The 15,489-nt window shown below is 68.0% G+C and carries 11 protein-coding genes; 4 read left to right on the forward strand and 7 right to left on the reverse strand.

Annotated features, from left to right (window positions below):
• Positions 1–53 precede the first annotated feature (53 nt).
• Positions 54–1,673 carry a glucose-6-phosphate isomerase gene (pgi, locus tag G3M62_RS22690; RefSeq protein ID WP_165190808.1) on the reverse strand — a complete coding sequence of 540 codons (1,620 nt, stop codon included), beginning with the start codon at positions 1,671–1,673 and terminating at the stop codon, positions 54–56.
• A 120-nt stretch (positions 1,674–1,793) separates the two neighbouring features.
• On the opposite strand from pgi, the gene G3M62_RS22695 reads away from it, so the two are divergent.
• Entirely contained in the window at positions 1,794–2,285 is a 492-nt protein-coding gene (locus G3M62_RS22695) for a hypothetical protein (protein ID WP_165190809.1), read from the forward strand.
• Between the two features lie 121 nt (positions 2,286–2,406).
• On the forward strand, positions 2,407–3,153 hold the full coding sequence (locus G3M62_RS22700; RefSeq protein WP_165190810.1) for a DUF1353 domain-containing protein: 747 nt from the start codon (positions 2,407–2,409) through the stop codon (positions 3,151–3,153).
• A 3-nt stretch (positions 3,154–3,156) separates the two neighbouring features.
• Here G3M62_RS22700 and G3M62_RS22705 read toward each other — a convergent pair whose 3' ends face one another.
• Positions 3,157–5,337 (reverse strand): protein-disulfide reductase DsbD family protein, encoded by a 2,181-nt coding sequence (locus tag G3M62_RS22705; RefSeq protein WP_165190811.1) that lies wholly within the window; start codon positions 5,335–5,337, stop codon positions 3,157–3,159.
• Positions 5,338–5,468: 131 nt separating this feature from the next.
• Between G3M62_RS22705 and G3M62_RS22710 the strand changes: the two genes are divergently transcribed.
• Positions 5,469–5,861 carry a hotdog family protein gene (locus G3M62_RS22710; RefSeq protein ID WP_165190812.1) on the forward strand — a complete coding sequence of 131 codons (393 nt, stop codon included), beginning with the start codon at positions 5,469–5,471 and terminating at the stop codon, positions 5,859–5,861.
• Positions 5,862–5,927: 66 nt separating this feature from the next.
• On the opposite strand, the gene G3M62_RS22715 is transcribed toward G3M62_RS22710, so the two are convergent.
• Both G3M62_RS22715 and G3M62_RS22720 read right to left on the reverse strand, forming a co-directional pair.
• The gene (locus G3M62_RS22715; RefSeq protein ID WP_165190813.1) at positions 5,928–6,722 is read right to left on the reverse strand and encodes a SapC family protein; all 795 of its coding nucleotides are present in this window, start codon (positions 6,720–6,722) and stop codon (positions 5,928–5,930) included.
• 173 nt (positions 6,723–6,895) lie between these two features.
• Positions 6,896–8,953 (reverse strand): TonB-dependent receptor, encoded by a 2,058-nt coding sequence (locus G3M62_RS22720; protein ID WP_165190814.1) that lies wholly within the window; start codon positions 8,951–8,953, stop codon positions 6,896–6,898.
• 138 nt (positions 8,954–9,091) lie between these two features.
• Between G3M62_RS22720 and G3M62_RS22725 the strand changes: the two genes are divergently transcribed.
• A complete protein-coding gene (locus G3M62_RS22725; protein ID WP_165190815.1) occupies positions 9,092–9,913 on the forward strand; it encodes an acid phosphatase in 822 nt (273 codons plus the stop codon).
• A 64-nt stretch (positions 9,914–9,977) separates the two neighbouring features.
• On the opposite strand, the gene aguB is transcribed toward G3M62_RS22725, so the two are convergent.
• From aguB to G3M62_RS22740, 3 genes are all read right to left on the reverse strand, one after another.
• A complete protein-coding gene (gene aguB / locus G3M62_RS22730) occupies positions 9,978–10,856 on the reverse strand; it encodes an N-carbamoylputrescine amidase (protein ID WP_165190816.1) in 879 nt (292 codons plus the stop codon).
• Positions 10,853–11,857 (reverse strand): agmatine deiminase family protein, encoded by a 1,005-nt coding sequence (locus tag G3M62_RS22735; RefSeq protein WP_165190817.1) that lies wholly within the window; start codon positions 11,855–11,857, stop codon positions 10,853–10,855. The genes aguB and G3M62_RS22735 overlap by 4 nt, the downstream gene beginning before the upstream one ends.
• Before the next feature lie 147 nt (positions 11,858–12,004).
• Entirely contained in the window at positions 12,005–15,427 is a 3,423-nt protein-coding gene (locus tag G3M62_RS22740) for a TonB-dependent receptor (RefSeq protein WP_165190818.1), read from the reverse strand.
• Positions 15,428–15,489: the final 62 nt, after the last annotated feature.

Raw genomic sequence — 15,489 nt, forward strand, 5'->3', positions numbered from 1 at the left:
CTCCGCTCATCCCGGCTTTCGTCGGGACGAGCGGATGTTTGGAAGGCCTGAACCTAATTCTTCAGCCTTTGGATCAGCGCCGTCGTCGACGGATCATGCGAACCCACGGCCCCGCTCTCCAGCTCCGGCAGGATGCGGCCCGCCATTACCTTGCCCAGCTCGACGCCCCACTGGTCGAAGCTGTTGATGCCCCAGATCACGCCCTCGACGAAGGTCTTGTGCTCGTAGAGGGCGATCAGGGCGCCGAAAGCCTGGGGCGTCAGGCGGTCCATCAGCACCAGGGTCGAAGGCCGGTTGCCGGCGAAGGTGCGCTGGGGCGCCAGCGTCGCGATCTCGGCTTCGGAAACGCCCTTGGCCTGCAGTTCGGCGACCACGTCCTCGGTGGTGCGCCCCACCATGAAGGCCTCGGCCTGGGCCAGCAGGTTGGACAGCAGCTTCTCGTGCATGCCGGCCGGGCCCTCGTCGGACCTGGCCACGCCGATCAGCTCCATCGGGGTGATGTCAGTCCCCTGGTGCATGCACTGAAAATAGGCGTGCTGGACGTTGGTGCCCTCGTCGCCGAACACCACCGTGGCGGTGCCGCGCGTCACGGCCTTGCCGTCCGGCCCGACCGACTTGCCGTTGCTCTCCATCTCCAGCTGCTGGAGGAACGAGGCCAGGCGGCGCAGGCGGTGCGAGTACGGAACGACTGAGCGGGCGCGGCGGTCCAGGCCGTTGCGGTTGAAGATCTGGGCCAGGGCGATCAGCACTGGGGCGTTGGCTTCCAACGAGGCGGTACGGAAGTGCTCGTCCATGGCCGCGGCGCCGTCCAAGAAGCTCTGGAACGCGTCCCAGCCGCAGGCCACGGCCACCGACAGGCTGACCGACGACCACAGCGAATAACGGCCGCCGACCCAGTCCCAGAAGCCGAACACGCGGTCGTCGGCCACGCCGAAGGCGGCGGTCTTGTCCAGAGCGGTGGAGATGGCGGCCAGGTGAGCGTTGGCGCCGGTCTCGCCCAGGGCGGCTGCCAGCCAGGCGCGGGCGGCGCCGGCGTTGGCCAGGGTCTCCTGGGTGGTGAAGGTCTTGGAGACCACGATGACCAGGGTGGTTTCCGGATCCATGTCGGCCGTGGTCAGGGCGAACTCGGCGCCGTCGACATTGGCCACGAAGCGCAGGTCGATCGACGGCTTCACCGGCCGCAGCGCGTCCCACAGCAGGCGAGGGCCAAGGTCGCTGCCACCGATGCCGATGTGCAGGATGGCCTTGAACGGCTTGCCGGTCGCGCCCTTGATCGCACCGGAGCGGACGGCCTCGACGAAGGCCTTCATCCGGGCGCGGACAGCCTCGACCTCGGCCATGACCGCAACGCCGCCGGCCTTCACATCGGCGTCGGCCTTGGCGCGCAGAGCGGTGTGCAGGACGGCGCGGCCCTCCGACGAATTGATCGCCTCGCCGCCAAACATCCGGGCGCGAGCGCCCTCGACGTCGGCCGCGTGGGCCAGGTCGAGCGCCGCTTCGAGGCCCGCCTCGTCCCAGGCTTGCTTGGACAGGTCGATGTGAAGGCCGGCGACGTCGAGGGTCAGGGTCTCCAGACGCCGGGGCTCGGCCTCGAACATCTCGACGATGCGCTTTTCGCCGGCGGCCTTGGCGGCGTCTTCCAGGCGGGTCCAGGCGGTGTCGAGAGCGGCCATGCGGCATTCCTTCACAGGTGTGGGCGCGGATTTGGTAAATCGGCGTTTACCCGGGCGGGCTTACCAAACGGATACCGCCGCGTCATGAAGACCAATGACGTTTTTCGCGGGGAGAGCTCCATGTCCTGTGACGCCGTCGCCTTTTCCGCCATACTGTGGTTCGCCTCGTTCACGCCCGACGCCCAGGCGGGCGCGGCGCCGGCCGTGATACAGCAGGGCCAGGCCCCGGCCTCGGTGGCGGGCGAGCCGCTGTTCGCCGACATCGTCAAGCGAGCCGGCGCGCTGAAGGCCCAGACCGAGGCCTACCGCCAAGGCCTGCCCAAGACGCCCGACGCGGTCGCCAAGGCCCTGAAGGGCTTCGACGTCTTCCAGGGCCAGCTCGGCGAACTGTCGGCGCTGGACATGAAGGGCCACGTCACCCTGAAGGAGCGTGGCGCGGTCGATGACCTCAAGTGCATCCTGCGCGGCATCAGCCAGGACCTGCCCGGCAAGCTGCAGGCCGTCGCCGACGCCAAGACCGTCAAGGACCAGGACCTGGCCCTGCGCGACATGGTCTATCTGCTCAACGACAATGTCGAAGTGATCACCGCCCCGCCACAGCCGGCCGCCTAGGCGCCCGTGAGCGCGATCGGGGACACATACTCACCGCAAAGCGTCGCCATATCGAGATAGGCCGTGGGATGAGTGTGCTTCCCCAGCCCCGCCCGCAGCCTCGCCTGAAGACCCTGACGTCATGCCTTCCCGTTCAGCCCGCCTCGCCCCGCTCGCCGCCGTCGCTCTTGGTCTCGTCCTGGCCGGCTGCGCGACCGAGACCAAGACCACGGTCTTCGTGCCGGTCGTGGCCCCGACGCCGCCCAGCTCGCTGACGCCGCAGCCGGTGATGCTGTTCAACCAGACCAAGGACGGCCGCAAGCTGTTCACCCTGGACGCCGAGTTCCCCTATTGCGACGTCGAGACCGGCAAGGTGATCGTGGTGCCCCGCTGGTACGTCACCGACTTCGCCAGCGTGCCCTGGTACGGCCAGGGCTTCGTCGACCCGCAGGGGCCGACGGCGCGGGCGGCCATCGTCCACGACTGGCTCTACACGATCGGCGAGCCGGGCAAGCGCGAGGAGGCCGACGGCATCTTCCTGCGGGCGATGCTGAAATACGGCGTGCCGGCCTTCCAAGCCAAGGTCGCCTACCAGGCCGTGCGGATCGGCGGCGAGAAGGGCTATGGCCTGCCCGGCGACTGGAAGTTCACCGACCCCAAGCGTCAGGACCTGACCCAGCCACCGCCGTTCGCCAAGCCGCGCACCGGGGCGGTGCGGATCCTGCCGGGCTGCCAGGGCTTCGGCGCGCTGATCCAGTCGGGCTGGCGAGCCTATCCGATCAGGCCGCCGACCGTGGTCACGCCACCGCCGGTGGTGGTGACGCGCACGCCGTTGGACCAGGTCAAGGAACGCCTGCCGTTCGGCGGCAAGGGCGAGAAGAAGAAGTAGGGCCTACCCCTTCGCCGCCTTCTCGATGGCCTCGATCACCAGCCCCTCGGTCAGCAGCTGCGGCAGGACCGCCGGCTCGCCGCTTCCCTTCGGATAGACCAGGTACAGCGGCACGCCGGCCCGGCCGTGCTCGGCCAAGGCCGCGGCGATGACGGCGTCGCGCTTGGTCCAGTCGGCGCGCAGATAGACCGCGTCGCTAGCCTTGAAGGCGTCGACCACGCGTTGGCCCTTCAGGGCCGTGCCCTCGTTGACCTTGCAGGTCACGCACCAGTCGGCGGTGAAGTCGACCATCACCACCTTGCCCTGCGCCTGCAGCGTCTTGACCTTCTCGGGACTCCAGACCTCGGCGGCCAGGCCGGGGCCGGACGAGAGTTCGGCGCTCGGCGTGGCGGTCGAAGCTGAAGCCGAAGCGGCGGGCGCGGCGCGGACGCCGACCACGACCAGGGCCACGGCGGCGACCAGCGACAGGGCCGCCAGGACGAACGGGACGGCCGCGCCCTTGCCGGCGATCTGCCGCGCCTGGGCCAGGCCGTACAGCCACGCGGCGAAGGCGACCAGCACGCTGGCGGCCAGCAGGGCGGCCAGGGGGATCGATCCGGTCTGCTGGCTGTAGACCCAGGCCAGCCATGCGGCGGTGGCGTACATCGGGAAGGCCAGACCCTTCTTCAGCACGTCCATCCATGGACCGGGGCGCGGCAGGCGGCCCAGCAAGGCGGGAATGAAGGCCAGCAGCACGAACGGCGCGGCGAAGCCCAGGGCCAGGGCCAGGAACACCAACAGCGAGGCCAGGGGCGGCTGGGTCAGGGCGTAGCCCAGGGCGCCGGCCATGAACGGCGCGGTGCAGGGCGCGGCCACGATCACGGCCAAAGCGCCGGTCAGGAACGAACCGCCCAGGCCGCCGCTCCCGCCCGCGCCGGACGCCGCGTTCTGCACCGAGGCCCCGACCTCGAACACGCCCGACATGTTCAGCGCCACCAGCAGCATTAGCAGGGCCAGGGCCGCGACCACGGCCGGCGACTGCAGCTGGAAGCCCCAGCCGACGGCGGCGCCGCCCGCCCGGACCGCGATCAGCAGACCGGCCAGGGCCAGGAAGGTGACGACCACGCCCACCAGGAAGGCCAAGCCCTGGACGCGGGTCTTGCCGGCGTCGTGGGCGTGGGCGGTCAGGCTGGCGGCCTTCATCGACAGGATCGGGAAGACACAGGGCATCAGGTTCAGGATCAGTCCGCCGATGAAGGCGAAGGCCACCGCCAGCGGCAGGCCCAGGCTGGCGCCTTCGGCGGATCCGGTGGCCTTGGCCGGAGCCGCGGCGGGCGCGCCCAGGCCGCCGGCCTCGGCCGGGATCGTCCCGGGCGTGGCGGTGATCTCGTAGGCCGCGCCGTTCAGGGCCAGGACGCCGGCCAGCTCGGTCGGCTTGGCTTCGGCCTGGGTGAAGTCGTAGCCGGGGGTCAGCGACAGAGTCAGGCCCTCGGGGCCGCGTTCGATCTTCTGCTCGGGCGGATGCTCGATGACCTTGCCGGAATAGGGATAGAAGAACGCGCCAGAAACGTCGGCGCCCTTCAGCGGCGCGCCGGTCACGGCCAGTTTCAGCACCGAGCCCTGCAGCTCGAACACCGCCTTCAGGCCCGCCGGCTTGGGCGCCTTGGCCAGGGTGTCGGCGACCTTGGCGCCCCATTTCGGATCGGTCTGCGGCATGCCCGCCACGACCGGCAGGGTCAGGGTGACGACGGCGTCCTCGGGCACGCAGACCTGCTCGCAGACCAGGAAGGCGGCGGCGGCCTTCAGGGTGACGACCGAACCGACCTGGGCGTTAGCCGGCACGCTGATCGGCACGGGCAGCAGCACTTCATTGGTGTAGGCGAAGTCGAGCAGCGGTCCGACGCGGCTCTTCTCCGGAGTCGGCCAGACGATGTCGCCGGCGGTCCAGCCGGCCGGCAGCGTCCAGACGATGCGGGTCGCGTCACCGGCGTCGCCCGGATTGCGCCAATAGGTGTGCCAGCCGGGCTGGATCTTCTGACGCAGGGCCACATAGACCGTCGAACCGGGCGCGACGCCGGCCTCCTGGGAGACCAGCTCGACCTCGATGTGGCCGGTCTGGACCGGATCGGCCTTCGCCACGGGAGCGCCCAGCAGCAGGGCGACCATCAACGCCGGTACGGCGGCGAACAGCTTGCGAAACGACATGAACAGGTTCCGGACGCGCGCCCGACGAGAAAGGGCGAGGCAAGACACATGACCCCTCCAAGCGCTCTCGACAATGGCCAAGCCGCTGTGATCAGGTCGAAGACCCGCGTTCGCAACAGAGTCGCCCGTTCATGCCCGCATCCTTCGACGACATCGAGATCGGCCAAGTGGTCACGCTGGGGACCACGGTCGTCGACGGCAAGGCGCTGGAGACTTTCTGCGCGGCGTTCCAGCCGGGCTGGCCGGCGGCCAGCGGCGCGCCCGACACCATGGTCTTCGCCATCTGGTCGAAGCTGGACAGCGAGGCCAGCGCCGTCTGGCCCCAGACCAAGCGGGTCGGCGTCGACGCCCTGCGCTGGCTGCGCAATCCCCCGGCCGGCGAGCTGCTGCGCGGCCGCATGACGGTGATGGGTAAGGACCCGGTCGGCGAGGGCAAGGGCATCGTCATCGCCCAGCACGACCTGCTGGACGAGGCGGGCCGCCTGGTCTTCTCGTGCCTGACGCGCAGCATCTTCGCGCGATAGCGGAAACGAAAAAGGCGGCGAACCCTTTCGGATCCGCCGCCTCTTCAACGCCGTGAAGCGTCCAGACTAGTTCAGCACGCCATTGGCCGCCAATTGCTGCTGGCGGATGGTGGCCAGGGCGATCAGGCGGTCCCAACCGATCAGCGACACCAGGTGCGCATAGATCTGGGCGAGGGCGCCGCTGGTCTGCAGTTCCTTGACCTTGTCGGCCGGCAGGGCGTTCAGCTTCTCTTCCGAGACGCCATAGTACTCGGCCACGGTCTGCGGCTCGCCGGTGGTGCCGTCCGAGTTCTGCGGGGTGAAGACGGCCTTCTTCAGTTCGAAGAGGTCGTTGTCCTTCAGCAGTTGCACGAACGAGTCGGTGCGGCGGCGCTCGATTTCGAAGTCGTCGCAGAACTTGATGCAGTTCTGGGTGTATTCGGTCGGCTCGCCCTTGTCGTCGAACAGCGGGGTCTGGCCGCCTTCGGCCAGCAGGTCCGAACCGCGGTCGATGCAGACGATCAGGCGGTCCTGGTTCTCGTCATTGGCCAGGACGAACGGATAGCGGCGGATATAGGCCGGGATGTAGGCGCCGGCTTCAAAGGCGCCGTCGGCGCCGATGAACAGGTTCTCGCCGGTGTTGAGGCCCATCACGGCCAGCGGCACGCGGTCCTCGCCGGCGAAGATCACCGGATAGGTCAGGGCGGCCGGGGCAAATTCGGTGACGGCCAGCGGCACGGCGGTGCCGCTCAGGGCGAAGCCGTAGGGCTTGTCCTTGTGAACCAGGGCGAGCTTGGCGTGCTGCTCGCGGTTCAGCGGCTCCGGCGACGAATAGAACAGAACGTTGCCGGAGATGCCGCCGGCGGGTTGGGTCGTTTCCATGAACAGCTCGACAAAAGGCTAATGAACGGACGCCTATTTGCGCTCAGGCGGCCTTGAAAGGTCTGGCGCTTCTAGCCGATCCGGCGGGGCCTCGCAATCGACCCCTCCGCCTTGTGGTTAAGCCGAGCTTCGGTTTCATCCGTGGCGGGAAAATCCCCACCGGCCGGGCGATCCTAGAACTTCCAGGCCACGCCCGCCCGCACCGAGCGCCCCGGCGACGGGGCGTAGTCCTTGAGGAACGAGACGTGCTCGCGGATCTCCTCGTTGGTCAGGTTGCGACCGTCGATGAACAGCCGCAGCGGCGAGTCGGCGATCGGCTTGAACGTGGCCTTCAGATTGACCACCGTGTAGCCGTCGGTGGGCAGTTCGAACGTCGCCACCCGGTCCTGCTCGGCCACGCGGCGCACCTCCAGCGTGGTCTCGACGCGGGGGATGGTCCACACCACCGAGCCGCCCAGCGACCATGGCGGGATGCGGGCGGGCGTGCCGGCGTCGGTCTCGCCATGCACCCAGTCGAAGGTGGTTTCCAGGCGGATCGACTGGGTCGCCCCGCGCCAGGCCTCGTACGAACCCTCGAACTCGGCCCCGTGGAAGTCGGCCTTGGTCTGGAAGTACTGGTAGACGGGCAGGTCGTCCTCGACCGCGCCGGTCGGGGCCTCCTCGATGAAGCTGCCGTAGTGCGCCGCCCACAGGTGACCCTCGGCGCGCACGCGGTCGCTCTTCCAGCGAACCGTGGCCTCCAGCGAGGTGACGGTCTCGTTGTCGAGCTTGTCGTCCCCGACCTCGTAACCGCCGGTGCCCGGGTGCGGGCCGTTGGCGAACAGTTCGAACTCGGTCGGGGCCCGGCCGTTGCGCGACAGGGTCAGGGCGTAGAACAGGCTGTCGGTCGGCTTGAGGAACACGCCCAGCGAGGCCGAGACGTTGTCAAAGTCGCGCTTCTCGGTAGGGGTCTGCAAGCTGCGGGTGTCGAAGCGCAGACCGGCGTCGACGCCCCAGGTCCCGCGATCCAGCCGCTGCAGGGTGAAGATCCCGTATTCCTTGATGTCGGTCGAGGGCACGAAGGCCTCGTCGCCGATCGCCTCGAAGTGGCGGTCCAGGGCCTGGAAGCCGATAGCCCCCTGGTGGCCGTCGTGCTCGTGGTGCACCAGCTCCACCCGGCCCTCGGTCCCATGCGACAGGAAACGGGTGCCGACCGCGCCGTCCTCGACGCTGACCTCGGCGTGTTCGTAGTCAGCATAGCCCAGCGAGACGCGAACCTTCTCGAACCACGGGTTATCCAACTCCTGCTCGCCCCGCACGTCGTAGCGAGTCTGTTGCAGGTGGATCGAGACCGGTCCCTCGGCGTTCGGGTCGAGCGGGGCCAGGATTTGCTCGTAGGGCACGCCGTAGGTGGTGTCGGTCTTCTTGACCGAGGCGCCGAAGAAGCCGCGATCATGGACGTAGGAGACGCCCGCCCCGTAGGCGTCGACCTCGACGTCGGTGTTCTTGACCTTGTGGTCGGGATCCACCGTCAGGCCGTCGCGGGCCGCCAGGCGATCAGACACCGCCGCCACGGGAATGGAATAGTCGTCGGTGCGGCGGCTGGAGAAGTCGGCGGCGAAGACGAGCGGGCCCTTCCCGGCCTTGACCGCGCCGCTGTAGGCGTAGCCGTCGTCGACCGACGAGGCGGAGGCCGACAATCGGCCCTCGGGACCGTTGGCGGCCGGGGTCGAGGGCACGCGGTCGTCGATCATGTTGACCACCCCGCCGATGCCCGAACCGCCGTAGGCCAGGGTGGAGGGGCCACGCAGCACCTCGATCCGCGAGGCCTCGCCCGGATCGCTGGCCACGGCATGGTCGGGCGACAGGCTGGAGGCGTCAACCTGGCCCACCCCGTTCTGCAGCACCATCACCCGAGGTCCGGACAGGCCGCGAATGACCGGGCGCGAGGCGCCGGGGCCATAGAAGGTGGAGCGCAGGCCTGGCAGGCCGTTCAGCATGTCGCCGATGCCGGCCGGCGGAGCCACGTCCAGCTGGTCGCGGGTCACAACGTTGACGCTGCTGGTCACGGTGTCCAGCGACACCGCGTAGGGTGCGGCGGTGACCACCACCTTGTCGACGGCGTTGGACTCAGGGGCTTCCGGCGCCGCTGCGTCAACGGCGGCCGGGGTCTCCGCGGCGTTGGCGGTCAGCGGCGCGATAAGGGCGAACGCCAGCAGGCTCGCGGCGGAAAGCAGAACGCGACGGGGCATGGGAAATCCTGAACCTTGGCCGGGGGAGCGGCTTGGGTGAAGCGTTATGAAATAACATTACGATCCGTCAAGCCGCTTCGTGCTTGACGTGACGTCTCGTCGCCGTTCTGTGAGCGGATGACCGCTCGGAGGCTGCCCATGACCCGCAAAGCCCTGCTCGTCGCCACGCTCGGCGGCGCCCTGCTGATGGGCTGCTCACCGGTTCAGGACCTATGGTCGAAGGCCTCGCCGCCTAAGACCGCGCCCTACGCCGTCAGCCCCAGCACGGCCAGTTGGACGACGCCGCCCGCCGGCTATCTGAAGACCGGCATGAACCTGGACGGCGCGCTGATCGTCGGCCCGCCGCCGACGCCGGACTCGCCGCGCGGCAAGGCCGACCAGGCCACCTTCGACGCCACGCGCAAGCTCGTGGGCACACCGGCCTGGGACAAGGCCATCGCCGACGCCGACCTGTCGGGCAAGCACGGCTTCAAGAGCTTTTCCTGCGCGGCCGGCGTGACCATTGGCCCCGAGGCCACCCCGACCCTGGCTAATCTGCTGCTGCGGATGACAGACGACGCCGCGACCTTGTACCAGCCGGCCAAGGCCGTCTTCCAGCGCCCGCGTCCGCCGGTGGGCAACACCAAGCCGATCTGCGTGCCCCGCGAGAAGTGGATCGAGACGGACGGTTCCTACCCGTCCGGCCACGGCCTGATCGGCTGGTCCTGGGCCCTGGTGATCTCCGAGGTCGCGCCCGAACACGCCAGCGCCGTCCTGGCCCGCGGCCGCGCGTTCGGCGACAGCCGGGTCATCTGCGGCGTGCACTATCAGAGCGACATCGAGGCCGGCCGCTATCTGGGCTCGGCCATGGTTTCGCGCCTGCACCAGGACCCGGCGTTCCTGGCGGACCTGGACAAGGCAAAGGCCGAGGTGGCGGCGTCCAGGACGAACGGCGCGCCCAAGGACTGCCCCGCCAGCTAATGCTTGCCCCCTACGGATCGCTTCGCGATCGTCTTCCCCCGGAGAGGGAAGAGCCGCTGAGGGTCTAAGCCGGCCGTCCCGTCGCCAGGCTCGTATAGAGCTCCGGCCGGCGATCGCGGAAGAAGCCCCAGGCCGCGCGGTGGGTCTGCAGGAAGTCCAGGTCGAAGGTCGAGGACACCAGGCCCTCTTCGCTCTGGCCAAGCTCGCTGACCAAGTCGCCGCGATGGTCGGCGATGAACGACGAGCCGTAGAAGGTCTGGCCGCCGCCCGGATAGCCGTCCCACGGCTCGAAGCCGATGCGGTTGGCGCCGATGACCGGGATCACGTTGCTGACCGCGTGGCCCTGCATCGCGCGCTGCCAGGGCAGGGTCGTGTTCAGGCTCGGATCGTGCGGCTCACTACCGATGGCGGTCGGATAGAACAGGGCTTCGGCGCCCATCAGCGCCATGGCGCGCGCGGCCTCGGGGTACCACTGGTCCCAGCAGATGCCGACGCCGATACGGCCGAAACGCGTGTCCCAGACCTTGAAGCCGGTGTCGCCCGGCCGGAAGTAGTACTTCTCCTGATAGCCGGGGCCGTCGGGGATGTGGCTCTTGCGATAGAGACCCAGCATCGAGCCGTCGGCGTCGGCCATCACCAGGCTGTTGAAATAGTGCGGGCCTTCGCGCTCGAAGATCGAGATCGGGATCACCACGCCCAGCTCGCCGGCCAGGGGCGCGATGGCCTTGACCACCGGGTGTTCGCGCCACGGATGGGCCTCGGCGAACCACTTCTCTTCCTGCGTCACGCAGAAATAGGGGCCCTGGAACAGCTCGGACGGCAGGATCACCTGGGCGCCGCCGGCGGCGGCCTCGCGGATGAAGGCTTCGGTCTTCTTGATGTTGGCCTGCAGGTCCATCCCGTACGAGGTCTGGATGGCCGCGACGCTGAGGGTGCGGGTCATTCGCCGGGCTCCTGTTGGCTGATGCAATGGAACGAGCCGCCGCCGGTCAGGATGGCGCTCGAGGGCAGGCCGATCACCTCGCGCTCGGGGAACAGGCCCTGGATCACCTCGACGGCGAAGGCGCCCGACTCCTCGGCGTAGATCGGCACGATCACCGCCTCGTTGGCGATCAGGAAGTTCATGTGCGAGGCCGGGATGATCTCGCCGTCCGCGTCCAGGATCTTGCCCGGCGAGGGGATGCGGACCACCTGCAGCGGCGAGCCGCGGCTGTCGGTCATGGCCGCCAGGGTGCGGGCGGTCTCGGCATAGACCTCGGCGTTGGGATCGTCGGTCCCGAAGGCCATCGGGCAGGCCACCACGCCCGGGGCGACGAAGCGGGCCAGGTTGTCGATGTGGCCGTCGGTGTGGTCGTTCAGCAGGCCGTCGCCCAGCCACAGCACCTTCTTGACGCCCAGCGAGGCGGCCAGAGCGGCGGAGGCCTTGGCCTCATCGAAGTCGCCGTTGCGGTTCTCGTTCAGCAGGCACTGACGCGTGGTCAGCACGCAGCCCATGCCGTCGTGGTCCAGCGAGCCGCCTTCGAGCACGAAGGCGTTGCGGGCGAGAGGCGCGCCGCTGGCGGCGGCGATCTGCTCGGCGACCAGGTCGTCGCCATCCATTTCGTACTTGCCGCCCCAGCCGTTGAACAGGAAGCCGGCGGCCACGGGGCCATTGGCGGTCTCGATGAAGATCGGGCCGGTGTCGCGCAGCCAGATGTCGCCGAACTGGCCGCGGACGATCTCGACCGTGGTGCCGGACAGGCGCGCGCGCGCGGCGGCCTCGGCCTCGTCGCCGACCACCATCAGGCGCACGCGTTCGCCGCCAGGACCGGCCAGGGCGCGCGCCAGGGCGGCGACCTCGTCCTGGGCCTGGTCGAGATCTTCCCGCCAGAGTTCGGCGTGGCTGGGGAAACCCACCCACATGGCGCGGTGCGGAGCCCACTCGGCGGGGACGGTCGGGGTCATGGACAAAAACCTGGATCGAAACGGGAGGCGCAAATGGGCCGGGACGGCCCTCGGGTCAAGCCGCTCTTCTAGCAAACTGGTGCGACAAAAGAAAAAGGGCGGTCCGTTTCCGGACCGCCCTTTCCCGTCAGCCGAAGCTGGCGAGGTTTAGAACTCGTACTTCAGGCCGACCTTGATGTACCAGGTCGAGCTCTGGTTGGAGCCGCTGGTGGTCGGAGCCGTCGGCGCCGAGATCGAGTTGTACTGATAGTAGTTGCCCGGGCCGGCGGCGCAGGCCGTGTTGGCCGCCGTGCGCTGAGTGGCGCTCAGGCTCGGGTTGGCCAGGGCGCCAGGCTGACAGTTCGTCGCCTGGACCACGTTGTTGCGGTACGGGAAGCCGTACTGCTCCAACACGCCCCACTTGCTGTTGATCATGTTGCCCAGGTTGATGATGTCCAGATAGGCCTTCAGCTTGGAGCCGCCCGGGAAGAAGGCCGGGAACTCCTGCTCGAGGCGGACGTCCATCGTGGTGACGTCGCGCGACTTGAAGGCGTTACGCGGCGAGATGCCGCCGGCGTACTTGGCCAGACCGGTCTGCTTGACGAACGCGTCGAGCTTGGCGGCGTCGGCGGCGTTGTTGAAGTGGACGATCGGGTCGCTGGTCATCGTGATGTTGCCCGACGAGTCGGCCTTGGGCACGTAGAACAGCTGGGTGTCGCGGAAGGCGACGTCGCCCGTTTCGCCGAACACCTGGTCCGCCTGGCCAGCGTTGGTGCCGGCGAAGGAGTCGAAGGTGTAGCTGAAGGGCAGGCCGGCGCGACGCTGGATGAAGAAGCGCGCCGAGCTGTTGTAGTCGCCGAAGAAGGCGTGGCGGTAACCGATCGCGGCCTTAGTCTGGTACTTGATCTGGTAGTTCGAGGTCGCCGTTTCCTCACCGTCGCGGTCGGCGATCGCCCACTGGTTATAGTTGGAGAGCGCCACCGAGCTGCTGCCCGGGTTCACTTCCTTCATGTCCGTGCGGGTATAGGTGACATCGAAGTCCAGGCCGTCGGCCAGGCCTTCATGCCATTGCTTGCCAACGCCGACGGCGTAGACCGTGCCGCCGCCCTTGCGGGTGTTGGTCAGCATCAGGTCATAGAACGCGGCCTTGGTGTTCTGGGTGCGCGAAGACAGGTAGGTCGGGCGACCGTCCGGAGCCGCCGGACCCGGGTTGGCGTCGGCGTACAGGTCGCGCCAAGTGATGCCGTAGTTGGTCTTCTGATACAGGAAGTCGCCGTGCACGCGCCAGTCGTCGCCGATGTACGGGACGTTGAAGTAGCGGGCGGCGCTGATCGAGTACTTCCAGACCGACGGGGCCTTGAAGCTCGGATCGACGGCGTTGGCGATGCCGGTGCCGGCGTTGGCCGAGTTGGTGTTGGCGGTGAGCGCGGCTTGAGCCACGTGCAGACCGTCGACGTTGAGCAGGGCGCTCGAGCAGTCGGTCGGTTTGGCCGTGGTCGGCGACGCCAGCTGGGCGGGCGCGCAGCTGATCGAACCCAGCAGGTTGCCGGTGTTGCTGTAGCTGTTCGACAGCCAGACGTTCGGGCTGCCGCCCGAGAACAGGCCGACGCCGCCGGTGATGACGGTGCGCTCGTCCGGACGCCAGTTGAAGCCCAGGCGCGGCATGATCACCGAGATGTTCTTGAACGTCTCGGCATTGGTGAAGCCGTATTGGTTCACGAAGCGGGTGTTCGTCGCCGGCGCGGTGTTGGAGTCGAAGAACTCGCCGCGAACGCCGATCTTGACCGTCAGGGTCGGAGTCACGCTGAACTCGTCCTGAGCGTAGAGGGTGTTGGTGATCGAATCCCAGGACGCCGCGCCGCTGGTCTTAACGTTGTCGGCTGCGTTGGAATAGGCCAGCGAGCAGGCCTGGCGGTTTTGCAGGTTCGCCAGGACGGCGGCGCTGATGGCGGCCGTATTGGTGACCGCGACGCCCACGCCCGCGCCGCAGGTGGCGTCGAACACATAGGCGCCGTTTGCGCGCTGCACGAACTCGTTGAACACGTCGAGCTTCTCATGCTCGAAGCCGACCGTGAAGACGTGGTCGCCCAGATGGTAGGCGCCGCGGACCTTGAAGGCCTTGGTCTTGTTGTCGAGGATGTTGGCCTGGCTGGAGATATCCGGACCCAGGGTCACCGACTGGGTCGTCGAGACGCCGTTGGCGGCGCCCACGACCGGAAGCTTGATCTGGAAGTTGGCGAAGTCGCTGCCGCCGAGCGGCTGGCGAATCGAAGAGACTTCCTTTTGCGAGTACTCGACAACGGTCGAGAAGTTCTCAGTCCACTGCGAGAACAATTGACCGGTGTAGACTTCGAACTTTTCCGGCTTGGTGTAGTAGTTCGACAGCAGGGCCAAGGCGCCGCCGCTCGCCGACGTGCTGTTGGTGCCGCCGTTGAAGGTGTTGACGTTCTCTTCGCGCTGGTACGAGACCACGGCGCGCTGGTTGTCGGTGATGTTGCCGTCCAGCTTGAAGAAGTACTTCTTGTCGGTTTCGGCCGGCAGGGTGGCGCCGTAGCCGAGCGGGTCGTACTTGTAGACGTTCTTCAGGATGTCCTGGATCTGCTGCACCTGAGCGACGGTGACGCTCGGCACCTTGTTGGCCGCGCTGCCGTCCGAGGGACCGTAGGCGTCGCTGGCCTTGGCGAAGGTGCCCTTTTCATAGCCGCCGAAGAAGAACAGGCGGTCCTTGATGATCGGGCCGCCCAGGGTGAAGCCGTAGACCTTGTCTTCGAACTTCGAGACCTTGACCTTGGCGCGGGTCTGATCGATCGGCTGGTAGCGGCGGCCGGCCATCTTCTCGTCGTCGTATTCGCCGTAGATCGAGCCGTGGAACTGGTTGTCGCCCGACTTGGTGACGATGTTGACCACGCCGCCCTGGAAGGCGCCGTACTGGACGTCATAGGGGGCGACTTCGACGCTGACCTGCTTGACCACGTCGGTCGAGACCGGCGAGCGCTGCGAGGGATAGCCGTTGCCGTTCAGGCCGAAGTCGTCGGCTTGCTTCACGCCGTCGATGTAGATCGTGTTCACGCGGTTGTTCGAACCGGCGATGATCAGGGCGTTGTTGTTGGTGGGGTCCAGGGTGACGAAGGGGTTCATACGAACCAGGTCCTTCAGGTCACGGCTGAACGACGGCAGGGACTCGATGTCCTTGGCCGAGAAGGTCGAGCGCGGGCCGGTGACCAGGGTGCGCACGCCCGACTGGGCGGCAGTCACGACCACGGCTTCGACGCTGCCGTCGCCGGCGGCCAGGGCCACGTCCAGGACGGTCGGCGCGCCGGCGCCGATGCCGTCGACCTGAACGGTCTTGGCTTGGAAGTTCGGATCCTTGACGGCGACGGTGTACGGACCGCCGACGCGCAGGCTGCGGGCGTTATAATAGCCTTCAGCGCTGGTCATGGTGGTGACGGTGGTGTTGGTCGGCACGTGGGTGACCGTCACCGTGACGTTGCCGAGCGGCGCGCCGGCCGAATCGGTGATACGACCACCGATGGCGGCGGTGGTTTCCTGAGCGTGCACGGCCGTCGCGGCGGCGAGCGCCAGAATCGCCAACGCAGACCCGTTCGCGAGCCTCTTCATCGAAATCATATTAGCCCCTCGGTTTTTGGCCCTGT

Origin of the sequence: Caulobacter soli (assembly GCF_011045195.1) — a bacterium.
Classification (GTDB): domain Bacteria; phylum Pseudomonadota; class Alphaproteobacteria; order Caulobacterales; family Caulobacteraceae; genus Caulobacter; species Caulobacter soli.

What these genes read in the sequence shown, in the direction of transcription:
- G3M62_RS22720 (WP_165190814.1), bottom strand. Translation starts at nt 8,953, where the DNA reads ATGCCCCGTCGCGTTCTGCTTTCCGCCGCGAGCCTGCTGGCGTTCGCC.
- pgi (WP_165190808.1), bottom strand. Translation starts at nt 1,673, where the DNA reads ATGGCCGCTCTCGACACCGCCTGGACCCGCCTGGAAGACGCCGCCAAG.
- G3M62_RS22710 (WP_165190812.1), top strand. Translation starts at nt 5,469, where the DNA reads ATGCCCGCATCCTTCGACGACATCGAGATCGGCCAAGTGGTCACGCTG.
- G3M62_RS22735 (WP_165190817.1), bottom strand. Translation starts at nt 11,857, where the DNA reads ATGACCCCGACCGTCCCCGCCGAGTGGGCTCCGCACCGCGCCATGTGG.
- G3M62_RS22705 (WP_165190811.1), bottom strand. Translation starts at nt 5,337, where the DNA reads ATGTCGTTTCGCAAGCTGTTCGCCGCCGTACCGGCGTTGATGGTCGCC.
- G3M62_RS22725 (WP_165190815.1), top strand. Translation starts at nt 9,092, where the DNA reads ATGACCCGCAAAGCCCTGCTCGTCGCCACGCTCGGCGGCGCCCTGCTG.
- aguB (WP_165190816.1), bottom strand. Translation starts at nt 10,856, where the DNA reads ATGACCCGCACCCTCAGCGTCGCGGCCATCCAGACCTCGTACGGGATG.
- G3M62_RS22695 (WP_165190809.1), top strand. Translation starts at nt 1,794, where the DNA reads ATGTCCTGTGACGCCGTCGCCTTTTCCGCCATACTGTGGTTCGCCTCG.
- G3M62_RS22700 (WP_165190810.1), top strand. Translation starts at nt 2,407, where the DNA reads ATGCCTTCCCGTTCAGCCCGCCTCGCCCCGCTCGCCGCCGTCGCTCTT.
- G3M62_RS22715 (WP_165190813.1), bottom strand. Translation starts at nt 6,722, where the DNA reads ATGGAAACGACCCAACCCGCCGGCGGCATCTCCGGCAACGTTCTGTTC.